The organism is Sphingobacterium sp. LZ7M1 (assembly GCF_024296865.1).
Classification (GTDB): Bacteria; Bacteroidota; Bacteroidia; order Sphingobacteriales; family Sphingobacteriaceae; genus Sphingobacterium.
In genome coordinates, this window is sequence record NZ_CP101134.1 from 3,939,816 (window position 1) to 3,959,128 (window position 19,313).

Annotated in this window: 15 protein-coding genes; 8 read left to right on the plus strand and 7 right to left on the minus strand. The window is 41.1% G+C overall.

Annotated features, from left to right (window positions below; genetic code table 11):
• The first annotated feature begins 103 nt into the window (after window positions 1-103).
• The 6 genes from NMK93_RS16940 to NMK93_RS16965 all read left to right on the plus strand — a co-directional run bounded on the left by NMK93_RS16940 (window position 104) and on the right by NMK93_RS16965 (window position 9,860).
• Window positions 104-3,475 carry an exodeoxyribonuclease V subunit beta gene (locus NMK93_RS16940; RefSeq protein WP_254529043.1) on the plus strand — a complete coding sequence of 1,124 codons (3,372 nt, stop codon included), beginning with the start codon at window positions 104-106 and terminating at the stop codon, window positions 3,473-3,475.
• Between the two features lie 9 nt (window positions 3,476-3,484).
• Window positions 3,485-6,382: a PD-(D/E)XK nuclease family protein gene (locus NMK93_RS16945; protein WP_254529041.1), complete on the plus strand. Its 2,898-nt coding sequence runs from the start codon at window positions 3,485-3,487 to the stop codon at window positions 6,380-6,382.
• 32 nt (window positions 6,383-6,414) lie between these two features.
• Window positions 6,415-7,314, plus strand: coding sequence for a LysR substrate-binding domain-containing protein (locus NMK93_RS16950; RefSeq protein WP_185213937.1), 900 nt, complete (start codon window positions 6,415-6,417; stop codon window positions 7,312-7,314).
• A gap of 72 nt (window positions 7,315-7,386) precedes the next feature.
• Window positions 7,387-8,430: a c-type cytochrome gene (locus NMK93_RS16955; RefSeq protein WP_254529039.1), complete on the plus strand. Its 1,044-nt coding sequence runs from the start codon at window positions 7,387-7,389 to the stop codon at window positions 8,428-8,430.
• 5 nt (window positions 8,431-8,435) lie between these two features.
• Window positions 8,436-8,909, plus strand: coding sequence for a DsrE family protein (locus NMK93_RS16960; RefSeq protein WP_185213935.1), 474 nt, complete (start codon window positions 8,436-8,438; stop codon window positions 8,907-8,909).
• A gap of 33 nt (window positions 8,910-8,942) precedes the next feature.
• The gene (locus NMK93_RS16965) at window positions 8,943-9,860 is read left to right on the plus strand and encodes a substrate-binding domain-containing protein (protein WP_254529037.1); all 918 of its coding nucleotides are present in this window, start codon (window positions 8,943-8,945) and stop codon (window positions 9,858-9,860) included.
• Between the two features lie 68 nt (window positions 9,861-9,928).
• Here NMK93_RS16965 and NMK93_RS16970 read toward each other — a convergent pair whose 3' ends face one another.
• The 3 genes from NMK93_RS16970 to NMK93_RS16980 all read right to left on the minus strand — a co-directional run bounded on the left by NMK93_RS16970 (window position 9,929) and on the right by NMK93_RS16980 (window position 12,804).
• Window positions 9,929-10,798, minus strand: a complete 870-nt coding sequence (locus NMK93_RS16970; protein WP_093101040.1) for a cupin-like domain-containing protein — start codon at window positions 10,796-10,798, stop codon at window positions 9,929-9,931.
• 277 nt (window positions 10,799-11,075) lie between these two features.
• Window positions 11,076-11,843, minus strand: coding sequence for a uroporphyrinogen-III synthase (locus NMK93_RS16975; protein ID WP_254529035.1), 768 nt, complete (start codon window positions 11,841-11,843; stop codon window positions 11,076-11,078).
• Window positions 11,844-11,853: 10 nt separating this feature from the next.
• A complete protein-coding gene (locus NMK93_RS16980; RefSeq protein WP_185213932.1) occupies window positions 11,854-12,804 on the minus strand; it encodes a DUF4271 domain-containing protein in 951 nt (316 codons plus the stop codon).
• A 71-nt stretch (window positions 12,805-12,875) separates the two neighbouring features.
• Between NMK93_RS16980 and NMK93_RS16985 the strand changes: the two genes are divergently transcribed.
• Window positions 12,876-13,442 carry a DNA-3-methyladenine glycosylase I gene (locus NMK93_RS16985; RefSeq protein ID WP_254529033.1) on the plus strand — a complete coding sequence of 189 codons (567 nt, stop codon included), beginning with the start codon at window positions 12,876-12,878 and terminating at the stop codon, window positions 13,440-13,442.
• Here the strand turns inward: NMK93_RS16985 and NMK93_RS16990 are convergent.
• Window positions 13,435-13,986 carry a phosphoribosyltransferase gene (locus tag NMK93_RS16990; protein WP_185213930.1) on the minus strand — a complete coding sequence of 184 codons (552 nt, stop codon included), beginning with the start codon at window positions 13,984-13,986 and terminating at the stop codon, window positions 13,435-13,437. The genes NMK93_RS16985 and NMK93_RS16990 overlap by 8 nt on opposite strands.
• 2 nt (window positions 13,987-13,988) lie before the next feature.
• Window positions 13,989-16,067, minus strand: a complete 2,079-nt coding sequence (locus NMK93_RS16995) for a transglycosylase domain-containing protein (RefSeq protein ID WP_254529031.1) — start codon at window positions 16,065-16,067, stop codon at window positions 13,989-13,991.
• A 113-nt stretch (window positions 16,068-16,180) separates the two neighbouring features.
• On the opposite strand from NMK93_RS16995, the gene NMK93_RS17000 reads away from it, so the two are divergent.
• The gene (locus tag NMK93_RS17000) at window positions 16,181-17,242 is read left to right on the plus strand and encodes an Mrp/NBP35 family ATP-binding protein (RefSeq protein ID WP_254529029.1); all 1,062 of its coding nucleotides are present in this window, start codon (window positions 16,181-16,183) and stop codon (window positions 17,240-17,242) included.
• 78 nt (window positions 17,243-17,320) lie between these two features.
• On the opposite strand, the gene NMK93_RS17005 is transcribed toward NMK93_RS17000, so the two are convergent.
• Together NMK93_RS17005 and NMK93_RS17010 are read right to left on the minus strand one after the other, a co-directional pair.
• Window positions 17,321-17,827 carry a hypothetical protein gene (locus NMK93_RS17005; RefSeq protein WP_254529028.1) on the minus strand — a complete coding sequence of 169 codons (507 nt, stop codon included), beginning with the start codon at window positions 17,825-17,827 and terminating at the stop codon, window positions 17,321-17,323.
• Between the two features lie 10 nt (window positions 17,828-17,837).
• Window positions 17,838-19,313 (minus strand): SusD/RagB family nutrient-binding outer membrane lipoprotein, encoded by a 1,476-nt coding sequence (locus tag NMK93_RS17010; protein WP_254529027.1) that lies wholly within the window; start codon window positions 19,311-19,313, stop codon window positions 17,838-17,840.

Below are 19,313 nucleotides of genomic sequence, written 5' to 3' on the forward strand. Positions count from 1 at the left end.
TTACCTGTAAAATATGTACTCCTTCCGAGCTATAATCTTGAAAAAGATTTGAGTAATCTCCCAATAATACCGATATTCAGATACTTCAAACCATTGACATCTTATGCAAAGAATTGCTCCTTTAAGGATTGTAAAAGCTTCCGCTGGATCTGGAAAAACATTTTCTCTCACCGTACATTACCTGACCCTGTTGCTATCAAAAGAAAGCAGCTATCGGGAAATCCTTGCCGTTACCTTCACCAACAAGGCCACGGCCGAAATGAAAGGCCGTATTATGTCAGTCCTTCATGGCTTGGCAATCGGCAGTACAGCAGATGACATTGAGCAGTACAGACAGCAATTATTGCAGCAGAATACACAGTGGGACCCTGTAAGCATTCAGGAAAAAGCCAATCGGATCTACAGGAGGATTCTGCATGATTACAGCCATTTCTCGGTAAGTACCATTGATGGTTTTTCGCAAAAGGTGATCCGTAGTTTTACCTACGAACTGAACCTCGATTCTGGCTATGCCATCGAGATGAACACCAACAAAGTGAAGCGTGACCTGACCGTTATGCTGAACCAACTGTTGGATGAAAGACCGGACCTGTTGGAATGGATCATCAATTATGCCGAACAGAAGATCGGGAAGAATGAGAACTGGAATTACCGACAGCAGTTAATGGGTTTGGCAGGGTTGATTTTCTCGGAGAACTTCCAGGAGTTTGACAGTTTTATGATTTCTGCTGATACAGACAGGATATTCAACCTGCTCAACAAAGAAATTGATGAAAAGACCAATGCCTTTTTGGATGCCTTGGTTCAAGGGATTGAAACTTTCAAAGCTGAATATCGCCGATTGGGCGTTGATGATTCAGAAATGAAGGGAAAGTCCAGGAACAAACTGGTAGCAGCCAGCAAGATCAACATAGACCCCAAAAAGATTTCTACCTCTGATATCCAGGAAAAGATATTTGACAAGTTTTTGGTTTTGTTGGATAATGAAGAGCATTATATCGACGACAAAAAGGAGGTTAGGTATGAATATATGCAGGGCATCCGTCCAGCATTGGATGCCATCCTATCCTTACAGCAGCATTTTGCAAATTATATTGCTTATCAAGCCGTACAGACCAACCTGTATTTCCTGAGGTTGCTCAAAGAAATGAGTGACCTGCTGAGTCAATGGAGAAAGGAAAACTCTGCACAATTGATCTCGGATGCACAGATACTATTGAACAAATTGGGCTTGGATGAACACAGTGACCCGACCTTTATCTGGGAAAAGATTGGCAACCGATACAATTACTTCCTGTTTGATGAGTTTCAGGACACTTCAAGAATACAATGGAAAAACTATAGCCCATTGCTCTTAAATGCCCTTGCTGATGCTACGGGCAAGATTGCTGAGCATCTAGTGGTAGGCGATGTGAAACAGAGTATTTACCGTTGGCGAAATGGGGACTGGCGAATCCTTTTGCAACAGATCGACCAGCAGGTTTCGCAGAATTTCCACCTGAACGAAAATCAGATAAATGAATTTATTGATAACGGAACCTTGGACACTAATTTCCGCAGCCTTCCGAATATCATTAATTTCAATAACTACCTATACGAAAAGATCCCTAGTCTATTGCAGCAAGTTTTGAACGAGAAAGTTGGCGAAAGCTTGGGCGAGGAAGGCATGACTTGGTGGAATGCTACGGGCAACAATAGCTTACTTGAAAAAGCTTATCAAAACAGCAGGCAACTGATCCCTGAAAGTAAGCTTCAGACCGGCAAACCCATGGGAAATATTGAAATCTCCTTTTTCCCAGTCAGTGATGGTCGAGCGCGGAACAATCAAGTGATGGAGGCTTCGGTAGAGGCCCTTTGTTCCAAGATTGCCGAATGGATCAGGACTGGAAAATATAAGCCAGCGGATATTGGGATTCTGGTCAGGAGCAATGCGCAGGCAAAATTGGTCATCCAAGAACTGATGCGCTTCAAGAACACCGAGAACCTGAACTTTGAGGTCATCTCTGGAGACGCCCTAAGTCTAATATCGAACCATGCCGTCAATCTGATCATTGAAACCTTAAGGTCATTGGTTTTTCAATCGGAGAAACACGTTTTACACCTTGCCAACATGGCTTATCTTTTCCAATTGGCGCAGGGTAAATCCAACTTCGAGGAATCGGTATGGCTGAAGTTCAAGGACAACAATATCAAGGAACTGTCGGATGTTCTTCCGCTTACATTGATAGACTCATGGAGTCAATTGCAGAAAATGCCATTGGTCCATCTGGTAGAAAAACTGATCGATGTTTATCAATTAGGGAATGAAGGAAGTATTCATTTACCATACCTTTTAGCCTTCAAGGATATCGCTACAGCTTTCTCCACACAAGGGGAACGTGGAATCATACAGTTCCTGGAATATTGGGATGAAGATGGCGAAAGGGCTGTACTGCCATCGAGTGGCAAGGTCGATGCGATAGAGGTCAGCACGATTCATAAATCTAAGGGATTGGCCTATGAGGTGGTGATGATTCCATTCTCTTCCTGGAAATTGGATGGTCTGACCAATGGTGATTTTTGGATCGATGTAATGGATTCTCCCTTTTCAGAACTCGGAAAAATTCCTGTAAAATATACCCAAACCTTAGGTAAGTCGATCTTTTACAAACAATATTTTGAAGAGATGCTGTTTAACTATATGGATGCCCTAAACACTTTTTATGTAGCAACCACAAGGGCAAAAAGCCATCTCTATATTACTGCACCACAATTTAAGGATGAGGTTGACAAGAAAACTGGTGAGATATTGGGTTCTGAGGTCAAGAATGATTTTATTTCAGACCTTTTGATTCAGGTGCTAACTGCCAGCAATTCTCCATTCCGATTAGAGAACAATGAATTTATCCTTTTGGATGAGCCATTAGCCTCAGAGCAGTCAAACAAGAAGAAGGAAACTGAAGCGAGCATAAAAATTGAACTGAAGGATTATCCACAATCTTTAGCTCTAGAAACCGCTTTGGAAAAATCGACCTCAAGGAATATCAACACCATTTTGATGATGGAAAAGGCTGCACAATATGGAGTATTGGCGCATGAGATCGTCTCGCTGGTAAAGGATGAATCGGAAATCGACAAACTGGTAAACCAATATATTGAGGAAGGTATTTTGGCCAGGGAAGAGAAGGATCTTCTCTTGGAAGAAATACAGCAGATCTGGAACCATCCAATCATTAACCAATGGTTGACGGGTGATTATAAGGTGTGGAATGAATCAAGCATCATCCTGGAGGATGGCAGTACACAAAGACCAGACAAGGTGTTTACCAATGATCAGGAAACCATCGTATTGGACTTTAAATTTACACAAGGAGATTATATCAATCATAAAACGCAGGTAGGAAGATATATGAATGCATTGAGCAATGTAGGTTACGGCCATATCAAAGGCTATCTATACTACGCTAAGTCGAAAGAATTAGTGGAGGTGAAATAAGGAAAGAACATGGAAAAAGCATTTTTAAGACTCGTTGCAGAAGACATTCAGGCTAAGTTTGGCCAAGATATATCAGATATTGCCATTGTATTCAATAACAAGAGGCCTATTACCTATCTGAAAAAACATTTGGTAGATGTATATGGAAAGGCCATTTGGTCACCACAGTTCTTTACCATTCAAGAGTTTTTTGCCCAATCAAGCAGCAATCTGCAGGCAACGGCATTAAGTCAGTTCTTCTATCTTTTTGAACTGCACAACGAATTATTGACCAAGGAAGGTCGTGATCCGGAGACACTGGAGGAGTTCTACCCAATTGCGGAGATCATCTTAAGTGATTTTGGGCAGATCGATTATGATTTGGTACCGGTTGACCAGATCTATATGGAGTTGTTTGACAGCACCGAAATAGACCTTCATTTCCAACATTTCACGGAAGAGCAACAGTCTTTCATCAAGCAGTTTTGGAAATCCTTTAGCATGAAAGGCCATACGGTCGTTCAGCAGCGTTTTTTGGCCCTATGGAAGCGATTACCAAAACTGTATAAAGCATTTCAGGAGAAATTAAAAAACGAGAAGCAGACCAACTACCCTATTCTATATCGGGAATTGGCCGAAGGTAAAGCCGAGAACCAAGACTTTATCAAAGAGCACAAGAAGGTCCTTTTTGTAGGATTCAATGCCTTGAACAGAGCTGAAGCACAATTATTCAAAAAGTGGCAAGAAGAGGGCTTGGCCTTGTTTTACTTCGATGCGGATGCGCATTATCTGGATGATAAAATTCAGGAAGCAGGTTTATTCCTTCGTCGGAACTTATTTAATACCGGCCTAGTCAATGCATTGGGAGAGTCTCCAAATCTTATTGCCAACCGGAATACGGATGTCAACCTATACAAAAGCCTTGGAAAAAACAGTGAGGCTAAATTGCTGCATGATGTTCTGGCATTAAAAGACATAGATTTCAAAAAGGAAACGGCCGCTATTCTATTGGCAGATGAAAGTCTGTTGGTGCCCTTGCTGCAAAGTCTACCCATTATGGACATCAATATTACCACGGGTTATCCCTTGATCCAATCAGCAATCTATGGATTGCTGGATCTATGGGCAGAGGTGCAAGTATTGATCACTCAACAGAAAAAGGAAAAAATACCCTACCAGCTATTGGAGACCTTCCTGAGCCATCCGATGACCAAGGTTAGTAGAAAACAGAGGCAAGATATACAGCGGGATTCAGCCAAGAGGCAGCTTTTTGAAATTCCAATTGCTGAGATTGACGTAAGTAGTTCAGCGCTTCCACATTTCTTCAGGAAATTAAATAATCCGGAAGAGCTTATCCCTCAAATGATCCATATTATCGACGATCTGTTGAGCAGTCTAGCCTTGGAAGGAAGGACTAAACTGATCGAATCCAATCTTTTGATCGAAACCAAAAAGGTATTGAATCAGATGCACCTGGGTTTTGAAAAGCTGGGCAACTTGAGCGTCCTATTCCAAGTTGGTTTGATCAAGAAAGCATTATCTCCGATCAATTCAGCGATTGAAGGGGATCAGCTTCTTGGATTACAGATCATGGGTCTTCTTGAAAGCAGATGTTTGAATTTTGACCATGTGTATGTTTTAGGGGTCAATGAAGGAATTCTCCCGAAAACCTCAAGCTCTCCCACCTTTCTGCCGAATAACTTAAGGAAGGCATACGGACTTCCGGTCTTAGAAAACCAGGATGCTCTTTCTGCTTATTTATTTTATAGACATTTCCAATACAGCGATGATATACACCTATTCTACAACGGAATCGTGGATGAAAGCAGTACGGGCGAGGAAAGTAGGTTCATCAAGCAGTTGATGTTTGAAACTAAGTTTAATTTCATCAACCATATCCAACAACAACCTTTATTGTTTCCAAATCAACCTCAGGAATTGGTCATCGAGAAAAAAGGAGCTATTTGGAACAAGCTTTATGAGAGCTATATCATAAAAAAGAAACCGCTTTCAGCATCGGCATTTACTACTTACCTGATGTCGCCGCTGCAGTTTTTCCTGAAATATGTGGCTGAGATCAAAGAACCACCGAGCATATCTCAGGAATTTGAAATGAATAAACTGGGGACGGTCATCCATAACTGTATGGAACATCTGCTAACGGCTATTTTAGACCATAAAGATTTTGTTCCTACTTCGGAATTGGAGAAAGCGCTTGAAAATGTGGACACAGTCGTAATTCAGGAAATAGGCAGGCAATATGAATCGGAATTACATGCCTTGGAAGACTTGAACAGTTTGCAGCGTATCATGCATAAAATATCTTCTGAATACATCAAGATGTACCTGCAATATGATATGGAACAATATGAATCGATCAAGATCGTGGAGTTGGAAAATGATGTGGATTACCATTTGGACTTTGAGATCAACATCGATGGAACCCCTGAGAGGATCAATCTATATGGGATCATTGACCGTGTGGATGAGGTGATTACGAAGAATGGACAGCATAAACTTCGGATTGTGGACTATAAAACTGGGGCAGATCAAGTTATTTTTGGTAATTTGGATAAAGTATTTGCCGAAAACACCGAAAACAAAGCCTTATTGCAGACCTTATTTTACGCTTATGTCTATGAACAGGTTTCAGGACTGAAAGGATTGGAGCCACATCTATATGTTGCAAGACGTATGCGGGAAGATGGCACCTTATTTAGGAACAGAAGTGGTAGTTTGGTTTTTGAAGACCTGATCTTGGAGGATCAGAAGAAGGTATTTATAGGTTTCTTGAAAGAAACATTAGAGGAACTGTTCAATCCTGAGATACCATTCAAACATAATCCAGATGCTGTAGTTTACCCTTCAGACCCGTACACTTTGTTTTATAAGTACAGTGTTGCAGAAAAGGCCGAAGAGGAAGCTTAGGTGGGGTAAAACTTTATTTTGCAAGAATATCCATGTTAGAAGTCAATTTTAGAATCAAGGTTTTTTATCATGCCGCGAGGGATTTAAGCTTTACCAAAGCATCTAGAGAACTAAATATCAGTCAACCTGCAGTTTCCAAACACATTCAAGAACTGGAGAATACCATTGGTCAGGCGCTATTTTTGCGTAATGGCAGCAGAATCCTGTTGACTGAGGCTGGTGCTACCTTAATGGAATCGGTGAAAGTCATCATCCATGAATATGAATTGGCTGATTATAAACTAGGGCTGCTCAACAATCAAATCCGTGGAAATTTGGTTATTGGAGCAAGCACAACCCTTGCTCAATATATCTTACCGAAGCTAATTGCCAAGTTTTCTGAACAGAACCCGCTGATCAATATCAAGCTGTTTACGGGCAATACGGCTCAGGTGGATCGCTGGCTCTATGAAAGGAAGATAGGATTGGGCTTTGTGGAAGGTATAGCTGAAGACCAATCCCTGAAATACAACAAGATCCTGGACGACCAGTTGATTTGGGTCGCTAGAACCACCCATCCCCTATTTAAGCAATCGCCAATCTGCTTGGATGAGCTCAAAAAACAGGAATTTATCTTCAGGGAGCCTGGCTCTGGAACGAATGACATCGTATTCCAGAAGTTTAGTGAAAATGACATCAATGCCAGAGATCTGGTGAATCGGGTACAGATGTCGAGTTCAGAATCAATTAAACAATATATACGATATAGTAATGCCATTGGGATTCTATCCAAATACGCCGTTCAGAATGAATTGGAGAATGGAATTCTAAAACAAATAGAAGTTGAGGGCTTCGAAATCAACAGAGAGTTATATTTAGTTCATCTTCACGGGGAGCTGTCAGGGCTTCCAAAACAGTTTATACGCTTTATCAATCAATCACTTACAAAGTAAGATAACCTGAAGTTATAGCCCATAACATTTTACCGTTTTAGCTACTCCATTAACAAGCTTAAGTTTGTTCATATGGAAAACGATTTAAACAAACCACAAAACCTTCTCAAGGAAGTAAATAAGATTGCCAAACAGACCAAAATCGTGGCAGGCTTATTTATTTTCATCGTATTCGTTGTCCTCATGCAAGCATTGGGGTTCAACACCAATATATTTAAGGCCAAACTAGCTGCTGACAAAAAGCAGGATAGCGTGGCGACCAATTCCGTGAACCTGATCAAAGAATTTAAAATGGCGCCCTATCCTGATTCTGAGGAAGGGAAAATGGCGGCCTATGGGGAAAAGCTAATCAAAGAAACGCCCAAATACCTTGGTCCCAACAACAAGTATGGCGATGTGTTCTCAGGCAATAACCTTGCCTGTGGTAGCTGTCACCTTAATGGCGGAACAAAGGAATATGCAGCCCCCTACATCGGCTTAAGCGCCTTATTCCCTATTTATAGCGGCCGTGAGGGCAAAGTTGCAACAATAGAGGAAAGAATCAATGGCTGCTTTGAAAGGAGCATGAACGGCAAGAAACTGCCCTTAGAGAGCAAGGAAATGATTGCCATCGTGAGTTATATTAAACACTTGAGTAAAGATGTTAAAGTTGGAGGCAGGATAGAAGGTCAAGGCTTCGTGAAGCTAGAGACTCCTGACCGCAAGGCTGATCTACAACATGGGGAATCGGTATTCAAGACACAATGTGTAAGCTGCCACCAAGCTAACGGTCTGGGATTACCTAAAAAAGCTGATGAACCAGAGGAAGGTTATTTATATCCTCCACTTTGGGGTTCCGACTCCTTCAATGATGGTGCAGGTATGGGTAGAATGCTGACCGCAGCTAAATTCATCAAGGGCAATATGCCTTTGGGAGCAAGTGCTGACGCCCCTATCCTGTCAGATGAGGAAGCATATGATGTAGCGGCCTTCATCAACTCCTTTGAAAGGCCTTCGAAAGCGAATAAAGAAAACGACTATCCTGATCTGAGCAAGAAACCTAAGGACAGCCCTTATCCACCTTTCGCTGATAAAATACCTGAAGAACAACATAAATACGGACCTTTTAATTTTTAAAAAGCATGAGAAATATAATTATTATTTGCAGTCTATTTTTAATGACTAGCAGCCTAGTAAAGGCACAAAGCAAATCAATTGACAACAAATTGATTGAAAACGCCAAGTTTGTTGGCGCGGAAACCCACAATAAACACTATAAAGCCATCTATCAATTAGACAGCAACAATCCTGATGTTGTTAAAAAGGCCTTTAGGAACATCAAAAACGTCTTGAATGACCCACGGTTAAAGGACAAGATTGAAGTGGAGTTGATAACTTTCTCTGGCGGTACTGAAGTGATGTTAAAAGACTCAGGCTATGAAGAAGCATTGAAAGAACTGATCGATAAAGGAGTTACGGTGGCTCAGTGCACAAACTCTCTGCAGGAGAGAAAACTGAAAAAAGAACAGTTATATGATTTTATCGGCTATGTACCGAGTGGCAATGGTGAATTGGTCATCCGTGCTTCAGAAGGTTGGGTAATCGTAAAACCATAATACACCTTAATCCATTGTAGAAATATTGAATATATGAAGAATTTAAAACGAATATTATTACTTGCTGTTATATTGTTGATGAACAAAGCATTTGCCCAAGACCCTTTTCAATATGATCCACCATGGAATACGCCGCCAAAGTCGGCAGTTGATTTCACTGTTCCAGGTATTGACAATGTTCCGGATCTGTTTGGTGATATTGTTGACCCACAGTTGGTTGTGTTTTTTGCAGGAAACCAATTTATGGTCATGGATGATCTATTGGACGCCTTCAAAAAGAAACATCCCAAATATGAAAGGATCTTTGTGGAAACCTTGCCTCCGGGCATCTTGGCCAAACAAATAGAAGGTGGATCGATTACCATAGGAAATATGAGGATTACCCATAAACCCGATGTTTATGCAGCTGGCAAAAACAGGATCGACAGCATGCAAAGTCACTTCTCTAGAACAGAAGTCTATGCTTACAATAAATTAGCGATCATGGTTCCTCAAGGAAATCCTAAAGCTGTAAAAACGGTCCAAGATCTAGCTAAGAAAGATGTGAAGATTGCCATGCCTAACCCTGCATGGGAAGGTATAGGAAGACAGATTGTTTCAGTTTATAAAAAGTTGGGGGGCGACCAATTGGAGAAAACCATCATGAAGGATAAAGTAGCTGATGGCTCAACTTACCTAACCAAGATTCACCACAGGGAAAGCCCTATGAAAATCCTTTACAAAGAGGTTGATGCTGCTCCTGTTTGGTATTCGGAGGTCGTATATCAAAAGCTATTAGATCATCCTGTAGAGATGGTTGAAATACCAAATGACCAGAATATCAAAGCAACATACATGATCGCCGAGATGAAGAACGCTCCAAGATCCCAAGCAGCAAAAGATTTTGTTGATTTCATGAAGTCTGATGAAGCAAAAGCGATCTATAAGAAATATGGATTTGAAACACCATAGTTTGTTTAATTAAAAAGAGAAGGGTTCCAATCAATGATTGGAACCCTTCTCTTTTTATAGCTATTCGCTTATTTCTTATATTTTCTGATGGCTTTGTTCGCTCTTTTGGTTGCTGTGTCGATTTTATAATCAAGCCATTTATCTTTAAAGATCTTACGCATGGTGTCATCAAAGTGGCGTGTTACGAAAAGGTTTCTCGCACCCTTCAGTTTCTCGCTCAATGAATTCGCCAAAGCGCGGACAGAGATGGAATATCCCTCAGTTTCATATTGGATATAATGCCACCATCCAGCGGGCATGTACAAGGTCTCACCTGGATTGATTACCGCTTCATAACCATCTAAAAATTCTAAGCCTGGATAATCTTTTACGTCGCTCTTTTTCAGGTTGGCAATGCTATGGAAATTATAAGGCAATTTATACATAAGGTCAGACTGGTTGTTCGGGAATAACCAGATACGCTTTGCACCTTGGAATTGCGAGATGAATACATGGGACATGTCAATATCAAAGTGGTTCCTGGTTGCAGAACCTTCACCACCGAAGAACATATAGGGTAACCACTGGATTACCTTGCCACCTGTAACATCATTGAATATGACGTCTTTTTTCAGTTCAGGTCTTATTTTCATAAGGTTAAACAAGAATAGACGAAGCTCAGTAGGTTCTTTACGGATCATATCCAAGTACTCTCCAAAGGTCATCTTTCCAACCGGAGGACTTGCTGCATGGTTTTGTGACTCCTCTTCCCGACCATAAACGTCGATTTTTTCGTTACCCGCTATTTCCTTGAAATAGTCGTAGCTCCACTTATTCCAACAAGGGCTATCCTTACTGATAAAGTCCTTGATGATAACAGGCTGACTCTTATTCAGATAGTCCCTAACAAAGTCTTTAGGAGCTATTCCAGATATACTATTAACAGGTTTTAATTTCACAATATTCCCATTTTTGAGTTAATGCAAACATAAAAAAAATATTTCTACAATAAATATACCCAACCCAGATGAAGGGAATATTTATGACTATTTTTTGGTAATGTAGGGAGAATATATTTATCAAAAAATGATAAACATCAAATTTGTAAGTGTTTCTTGATAATCGGTTTACGATCAAATAGCTGGGATAGATAGAAGGATTCTTGACCCATTACGGGAAACCATAAAAAAAGGCTATCCTTCTCAGGACAGCCTAAATATTATTTTGGGCGATTGCCTACTTATTAACTTGTTTGATGTACTGCTCAATGGCCATTGTCATACTTGGAGCATTCGGTGTCGGTGCTGGAATATCCAGGATCAAGCCATGTTCCAATAATGCCTGTTGAGTAGTAGCGCCAAATGCAGCGACACGGGTGTTGTTCTGTACAAAATCAGGGAAGTTTTCATACAAGGACTGTACACTGGAAGGACTGAAGAACACGATGATATCGTAAAACACATCTTTCAAGTCCTTGATGTCCGATATCACTGTTCTGAACAGCACAGCTGGTGTGAAATCATATCCATTCTCTTGCAACCAGCGTTGAGTTTCCTCATTTGCAACGTCTGAACAAGGAAATAGGAATTTCTCTTTGTTGTGCTTTTTCAGGACATCCTCAAGATCCTGTGCGGTTTGCTTTCCGAAGAAAATCTTGCGCTTACGATATTGAATGTATTTCTGAAGGTACAAGGCAATGGTTTCAGAAATACAGAAATATTTAAGTTCCGCAGAAACTTCAAATCGCATTTCCTCACATACCCTAAAGAAATGATCTACTGCATTTTTACTGGTGAAAATGACTGCAGAAAAATCTGCAAAATTAACCTTCTCTTTTCTGACATCTTTTGCAGAGACGCCTTCAACATGGATGAACCCTCTGAAGTCTAATTTTAAATTATACTTCTCGGCTAGTGTGAAGTAGGGAGATTTATCGTTTTCAGGCTTTGGTAAAGTAACTAAAATGCTCTTTACTTTTTTGGATCTTTCTACATCAATCTGCATATACTCTTTCTTAATTACTTAGTGACCTCACTAATATCAAAATTGGTGCTAATTCGAGACTGCAAAGATAAAGAATTAAATAAAAAATAGAAAATTTGAAATGACCGAACAGGTGAAAAGCAGTCCTAATAAACCTATACGAGAATAAAATAATTACAATACAAATGTAAATTATTGAGATAGTTTGAAAATAATATGCAGGAATAAACACTACAGCCAACAAAAAGGGCATTAGGAAAAACATGCTATTAAAATAAACTAGGTAAAGAATTGCAATATATTCCCTTACAATTTTTTCTAATTGAAATACAAATGATACAAAGCGGATGATCAGGATCTTTGCAATAAACAGCAAAGCAATGAATCCGGAGTTTTTCAGGAAGTTTTCAAAAGTAAGATAATTTTTGTCGCCGAAGCTTGACATGATCACCACGACAAACAAACCCAAAGACAAACTGAAAACGGCATACAAAAAGATATATGGCCAAGAGGTCGCTAGGTTATCTTCCTTACTGACCTGAAGCAATAACCGCTCTTTGTAATAGGCATCGACTATAATCTTAAGCTCTACCGGAAATACAATCCGTAGCACTCCTAACATCAAGAACAAAAGGAATACGATCAACAGGACCCATGCGGGCCTATTGCTCTTCTCTATCCCGTCCTGCAAGGCAGACTGTTTATGGTGCTTCCCAACTTCTTCAATCCCGAAATAAAGATCTTGATTTCCCCTTTTTAGCGTAGAATCATATGCTACTTTTAAATAATTGATTCCCTTATCAGGAAAAAGAATAATTTGACTATTTTTAAGGTTGTTGTCCAAGGACTCAAAGATGGCCACTCGAGCAAGAGAGTCTTTGATAGCAACGGAATCCACTAACAGCACGGAGTCAACAGGCAATATTTGGCCATAACTTTTAGGAGCAAAGAAAATGCTGCTAAAAATTAAAACCCATATCATATAAAATCTGTTGATGTGCTTCATGAAAGGCGTAAAGTTAGGACAAAATAATTGCTTTAGAAATTGAAAATATGAGTAAAAAAGAAATTGTAAGATGCGGCTGGTGTGGCACGGATGAATTGTACCAAGAATACCATGACAAAGAGTGGGGAAAACCAGTAAAAGACGACAAAGTATTGTTTGAATTCCTGATCTTAGAGTCTGCACAGGCTGGTCTTAGCTGGATTACGATCCTGAGAAAAAGAGAAGGTTACAAAAAGGCTTTCTCCAATTTTGATTACAAGAAGATAGCGAAATATACAGAGGAAGATGTGGAAAGGCTATTGCAGGATCCCGGCATTATCAGAAACCGCTTGAAAATAAACAGTACGATCCATAACGCAAAAGCTTTTATGGATATCCAAAAGGAATTTGGGAGCTTTTACAACTATCTCTATAGCTTTCTTCCAGACCAGAAACCTATCATCAACAAGCTGGAATCATTAAAGGATTCTGTCGCAACGACGGAGCTTTCAGACCGCATCGCTAAAGACCTTAAGAAACGAGGCATAAAGTTCTTTGGGTCCACCACCTGTTACGCCTATATGCAGGCCGTTGGCATGGTGAATGATCACCTAACCACATGCAGCTTTAGATAGCGCCGGTACGGGGGATATTTTTATAGATATTTTGAAGGTTACGGCATTGCCCGTTATAGTCCAATCCGTAGCCTACAACAAATTCTTTCTCGATTTCAAAGCCCACATACATGATATTGTCGAAGGAGTACAATAGGCAATCGGGCTTTAACAGCAAGGTCGCAACGGATATGCTGGCCACCCCTAATCGCTCCAATGCTTCAATGGTATGGACCAGAGAACGGCCCGAATCCACCACGTCCTCCACGATTACGATATGCCTGCCTTCTAGAGACATGCCCACTCCTATCAGCTCATGTATTTCGCCTTGATCGGTCCCAGCATAGGATGCCAGCTTCACGAAAGACATTTCACAGGGAATATGCACCTGTTTCATCAGGTCTGCCATAAACATGAAGCAGCCATTCAATACGCCGACAAATACAGGATGTTGGTCTTCATACCTCAGGTTGATATCAATTCCAATCAGGCGGATCCTTTTCTGGATTTGCTCATAATCAATCATGAGCTCAAATTCCAAATCGTCGATAAAAATATTCTTCATGATTAATCGTTTTGTTCTGAACTGCCTTTACCAAAAAGTTTCTCCAATAAGGATTTGCGGATCTGCTCTTCCCTATCGATTTCATCTACCATATCCTTGATATCATCATGGTTCATCATGGAATCTGGCACTCCCTTAGGCCTTGGCGGACGTAGGTTAGGCTGTAGTTCCACTTGATAGAATCCATAATTTCCAGGAACGTTCTCCCCTTCCAACTGGTTCATTTTATTCATGATATAGCCATAGGTATTGAAATGCTTCATCACCCAAGGTTTCAAGTGGCCAGTATAATCGAAGGAAGAAAGACCTGTTTTCGGTCTAGGAATAATGCTAGACAGGTACAAGCTCTCCCCGATGGTCAGTTCTGAAGGCTTCTTGCCAAAATAATATTTTGAAGCTTCTGCGATGCCATATACGTTTTTACCCCATTCGATGATATTCAGGTATATTTCCAATAAGCGGTCTTTGCTGACCTGCTTGGATTGCTCCATGAGCCAGACCAGCAGGATTTCTTCAAACTTCCGCATCATGGTCTTGTTCCGGTTCAGGTACAGGTTCTTGATCAGCTGCATGGAGATTGTACTGGCTCCACGTTTAAATTTTCTCTCCTTGATGTTGGTCACGATGGAAAGCTGGAAAGCCTCCAGTTCAAAACCATTATGTTTATAGAAAAACGGATCCTCCGTATTCAACACTGTTTTCTTCAAGATCGGAGCAATCTGATCCAAAGGAGTGAAATTAGGATTGGAAACATCCAATTTTATATCCCTCATCTTAAGGGTATCCTCATAGGCCTCATAGACAAATGGACCATTTAGGGCAGCAATATCAGCTTTCCCCCATTTCTTGACCTTTAGGTTTTTATCATCGATCTTGGAGGCAAACTTCAGCTCATCCGGATTGTCAAGATCCACATTGAAATCCATGTCATATTGTATGTCACCTTCCACTTGAATACCATCTAGGTTCTCAAACAATCCCGCTGGAAGTGCATCAAAGAAATTTTGGGCCTTGAACATACCGGTATGCACGGCCATCTCCAATATCTTCTTCGGATTACGCGTAAACTTCAGTTTTGGCTGAAAGGAAAAATCCTTCACCTCCACTTTGGTACCTTGGACCAATTCGATCGTATTTTCAGAGACAAGGAATCCCCCATCTGCAGAACCTCCCGGCAAAACAATGGTTTCTTCGGATAGTCGATGGTGGTTCACCCTTAAATTCTTGGCACTGACCCCACCTAGCATCTCCAAACTTTCCTTACCCTTTCGAGCCACATTATCCAGATGGAAACTCAGTTCATCAAAGCTCACATTCAAGCCAAAACGTCTCCCAATAAAGGGTATCTGTGCATCTTTATTATCCGATGATATGGTTACATTGGCCGTCTGACGGCTTGAATTGATATTTCCTTTAAAATTCCATTTTGCTTCCTGTTCATTGAGGAACACATCGATATCATAGTCACCATCGTCTATCTTCCCTTCAGGAACCTTCACCACCTGGGTAGAAGAAGAATCTTGAAAGGAAAGACTTACATTTTCTAAATTTAAATTATTCGGAACGGCCTGAAAAGCTCTCTTCAAAAGATTATCAATGGTTTCGGCCAGGGTCTTGGTTTCGGTCACCTCTTTTATACTGTCTACCTCAGACTTCTTGCGGAACAGGAAATCATAATTGGCAGTACTATCATGCTTGACCAAGGTGATATCCGCGTTTTTAAGGTCTAATTCATCCAGCTGTACCGTTCCTGAAAGTAGGGGGAATAATTTAACAGACACCTTGAACTCATCGATTGCGGCCAGTTGTTCTGCACTATCTGGAATCAGCTTTACCTGTTGAAAATCTACGGTGGTCAGACCTGCAAATTCATACTTTTGGACTTCAAAATTCAATGCATAATCATCCTTCAATTTCTTCTGCACCTTGGCTACAGCCTTGTTCAGCATATCCCCACGCACAGACATCGCCCATATAAAACCTATTAACAACACGGCTAAAATGCTTGCTGCAGTTATAATGAACCATCTCTTCTTAACGAAACTGAAATCGGGAATCTTGATATTTTTTACGTCTAACATATATTAATGTGAAAACCGAAGATTATGGTAAAAATATGCAAAAATCATTAAAAACATCATTATGACAAGATATTGAGCTTCTTTCTTTAGCTTTGTTAAATTAATTTAAATCCATGATTACTAAAGAACAGATTTTACATGCTTTAGGTCATGTGGAAGAACCAGATCTAAAAAAGGACTTGGTAACCCTCAACATGATCGAAAACATTGAAATATTACCGAATAAAATAAAATTTGATGTGGTACTCACCACACCTGCTTGTCCACTAAAGGGACATATTGAACATGCCTGCCGAAACGCCATTGCCTTATTTGTTTCCAAGGAAGTAGAAGTTGAAATCAACATGACGGCGAGGGTTCGCGCTGTTGATACCGCTCAATTGAAAAACATCAAGAACATTATCTTGGTTTCCTCTGGAAAGGGTGGCGTAGGAAAATCTACCGTCGCAGCAAACTTGGCCTTGGCCCTAGCAAATACCGGTGCAAAAACCGGATTATTGGATGCCGATATCTATGGCCCTTCGGTACCATTGATGTTTGGTGTGGAAGGTGCAAAACCGCAGTCCTCTCAAGGTCCAGATGGTAAAAACAGAATCGTTCCTATCGAAAGGTATGGGTTAAAGCTTCTGTCCATTGGATTCTTTACTGACCCGAACCAACCAATTCCATGGAGAGGTCCGATGGCAACTTCAGCAATCAAACAATTGTTTGGCGACACGGATTGGGGAGAACTGGATTACCTGATCGTGGACATGCCTCCAGGTACTGGAGACATCCATATCACTACGGCACAAAGTTATCCTATTGCAGGAGCGGTGATTGTAACAACACCTCAGCAAGTAGCCTTGGCTGATGCGATCAAAGGGATGGCCATGTACCAGATGGAAGGCGTAAAAGTGCCTATCATCGGTGTTATTGAAAACATGTCCTACTTTACACCTGCGGAACTTCCGGACAACAAATACTATATTTTTGGAAAAGACGGTGGCAAGCGACTAGCAGCAGACAACCAAGTCTCGTTTTTAGGGGAGATTCCATTGGTCAAATCTGTGGCCGATGCTGGAGATAATGGCTTCCCAATTGCCTTAGATCAGGATGAACCTGTGGCAAAGGCATTTGCAGACATGGCAGGACGTGTTGCACAGGAACTAAGTATCCTAGCTGCCCAAGCATAAGGATAAATCATTGAAATTTGAAAGGGGCAACATCTGTTGCCCCTTTCTCTTTTTAATCTATGTTTGGTAAAGAATACATTATTTTGTCAACCAAACCTGCGCTTGAACAGGGATAATTTCCTGGTCATTGTCCAGTTTCAACAGGAACATAAAAGCAATCTGTAATTGAGTAGCCGTAGCATTTGTCTCAAATCTTTCAACTAATGTTCTATTGGCTGCGCTACTGGCCTTAAAAGCAGCAATGGATGTATTGAAGACCGCCCTATTTCCATTTCCCGGAATGGGAGCAGCAATATAGGTTCCCGCTCTCACCCCTCCAGCATTAACCGCTGTCGTTCCACCCAGCACCTTAGAAATTTCCTTAATTGTCCTGCCAGACCCTGATGGAATGGTCAACGTAAAACTGATCTCATTCTTGCTAAGCGGCTGCGTGATGTAAGGGTTAAACCCATAGGTTGTGGCACCTTCATAGGTAACCGGAATATCAGGTCTATTATCTTTATATAGGTCTGTATACTCTTTTTTGCAAGCTGAAAACAGCGTGACAAAAAGAGCAATTATGATAGTATTGATTATATTTTTCATCGATTATAGTTTAATTAGCGTCCCACCATACTTTTACATTCGAATTTGGCACATCACTTCCCTGTGGAAAGTTCGGATTACGTTGCTGTTCTGCAAATATATAAACTGCGCGCACCGGTCTGGTTCCATCAATACCTGCTGCATTTTGATGTTCTGCCAAGACAGGATAACCGGTCCTTCTCCAATCGTTCCATTGCTCCAATCCGTTCGAGAAAAGGGAAATATACTTTTGGGTAATGATTTTCTCGATCTTTTGGGCATCCGTGCCAGTTAAGGTCACTTCAGCTGCATTATCAGCAAAATACTTGTCGATTACAGCGGCTGTTACCCCAGCATCTGACATCGATGCACGAATCCCTTGTTGGTACATAGCTTGAGCATCCCCAGCAATCCCATGGCGAACAATAGCTTCTGCGATGATAAAGGAAGTCTGTGCATAGGTGATCAAACGGGTTGGTCCCTCACCACTTTGCCCAGTTACATAGACATTATATTTAGACCTGTCATTGAATGGAGGTGCTGTACCCGCAAAACCATTATCTAGGGTCACATATTCACCGGTAGGTTTGGTCACAAACCTTTCAAGACGTGGATCCTTCTTATCGGTCAATAGGGTCACGAAACGGGTACTGATCAACAGGTCATTTTGGAATAGGGAGTTATGGGTCAACGTCCAAATGGGAGCCTGACTTCCAACCTGTCCACCAAAGTTTACCGCTAGGTTTGTCGAATTACTATTGATATAGTAATTCTTGCTGATGATCTCCTGCAGGATTGCCTTAGATTGTGCCGGCTCTACAGCACTGATCTGCATGGCTAATTTCAACAACAAGGAGTTTCCTGCACGCTTCCAGCTTTCCATATTTCCGCCATACACGATATCATCCACTCGAGGACTTAATGGGCTCTCCTTTTCTAGGTCTGCAAGACCGGAGCGAACCAAGTCAAATAGGTTTCCTAGGGAACCTTCAACATTGCCCAAATAGATATCCTTTTGTGGGGTTAACACCGGTGTGGTTTTACCCTGATCACCAATCAAAGCCTCATAATAGGGTACATCGCCCCAGACATCGGTGGTCATGGCAAAAGTAAGGGCCAACATGATCTTGGCAACACCTGAATAGGCAGGGCCATTATCTTGATTAGCCACATCGATCAGTTTACGATAGTTGACCATGGCGCCACCATACAGTTCATAAGACCATTGGTTACCAAAATCATCGCCGCTCGTAATATAGCGATCCCAACCAGCAGGGCTTCCAGAAGCTCCAGCAGTAACACTCATGATCGTAGAAGCAAACCTGTTCAATTCATTGGAATTGGCAAATGCAGTACCTGCAAGCGCCGTCGGCAGCAAAGTCGCTGCAGGCACTTTCAATGGGTTATTTGGTGTATCATTGACATCAAGGAAATTGCTACAGCCGACTAAGGAAAGCGACAGAACAAAAACCGATATTTTCCGTATATTATTTTTTATGATTTTCAT

What these genes read in the sequence shown, in the direction of transcription:
- NMK93_RS16955 (WP_254529039.1), top strand. Translation starts at nt 7,387, where the DNA reads ATGGAAAACGATTTAAACAAACCACAAAACCTTCTCAAGGAAGTAAAT.
- NMK93_RS17005 (WP_254529028.1), bottom strand. Translation starts at nt 17,827, where the DNA reads ATGAAAAATATAATCAATACTATCATAATTGCTCTTTTTGTCACGCTG.
- NMK93_RS16990 (WP_185213930.1), bottom strand. Translation starts at nt 13,986, where the DNA reads ATGAAGAATATTTTTATCGACGATTTGGAATTTGAGCTCATGATTGAT.
- NMK93_RS17010 (WP_254529027.1), bottom strand. Translation starts at nt 19,313, where the DNA reads ATGAAAATCATAAAAAATAATATACGGAAAATATCGGTTTTTGTTCTG.
- NMK93_RS16945 (WP_254529041.1), top strand. Translation starts at nt 3,485, where the DNA reads ATGGAAAAAGCATTTTTAAGACTCGTTGCAGAAGACATTCAGGCTAAG.
- NMK93_RS16940 (WP_254529043.1), top strand. Translation starts at nt 104, where the DNA reads ATGCAAAGAATTGCTCCTTTAAGGATTGTAAAAGCTTCCGCTGGATCT.
- NMK93_RS16985 (WP_254529033.1), top strand. Translation starts at nt 12,876, where the DNA reads ATGAGTAAAAAAGAAATTGTAAGATGCGGCTGGTGTGGCACGGATGAA.
- NMK93_RS16975 (WP_254529035.1), bottom strand. Translation starts at nt 11,843, where the DNA reads ATGCAGATTGATGTAGAAAGATCCAAAAAAGTAAAGAGCATTTTAGTT.
- NMK93_RS16995 (WP_254529031.1), bottom strand. Translation starts at nt 16,067, where the DNA reads ATGTTAGACGTAAAAAATATCAAGATTCCCGATTTCAGTTTCGTTAAG.
- NMK93_RS16965 (WP_254529037.1), top strand. Translation starts at nt 8,943, where the DNA reads ATGAAGAATTTAAAACGAATATTATTACTTGCTGTTATATTGTTGATG.
- NMK93_RS16960 (WP_185213935.1), top strand. Translation starts at nt 8,436, where the DNA reads ATGAGAAATATAATTATTATTTGCAGTCTATTTTTAATGACTAGCAGC.
- NMK93_RS17000 (WP_254529029.1), top strand. Translation starts at nt 16,181, where the DNA reads ATGATTACTAAAGAACAGATTTTACATGCTTTAGGTCATGTGGAAGAA.
- NMK93_RS16980 (WP_185213932.1), bottom strand. Translation starts at nt 12,804, where the DNA reads ATGATATGGGTTTTAATTTTTAGCAGCATTTTCTTTGCTCCTAAAAGT.
- NMK93_RS16950 (WP_185213937.1), top strand. Translation starts at nt 6,415, where the DNA reads ATGTTAGAAGTCAATTTTAGAATCAAGGTTTTTTATCATGCCGCGAGG.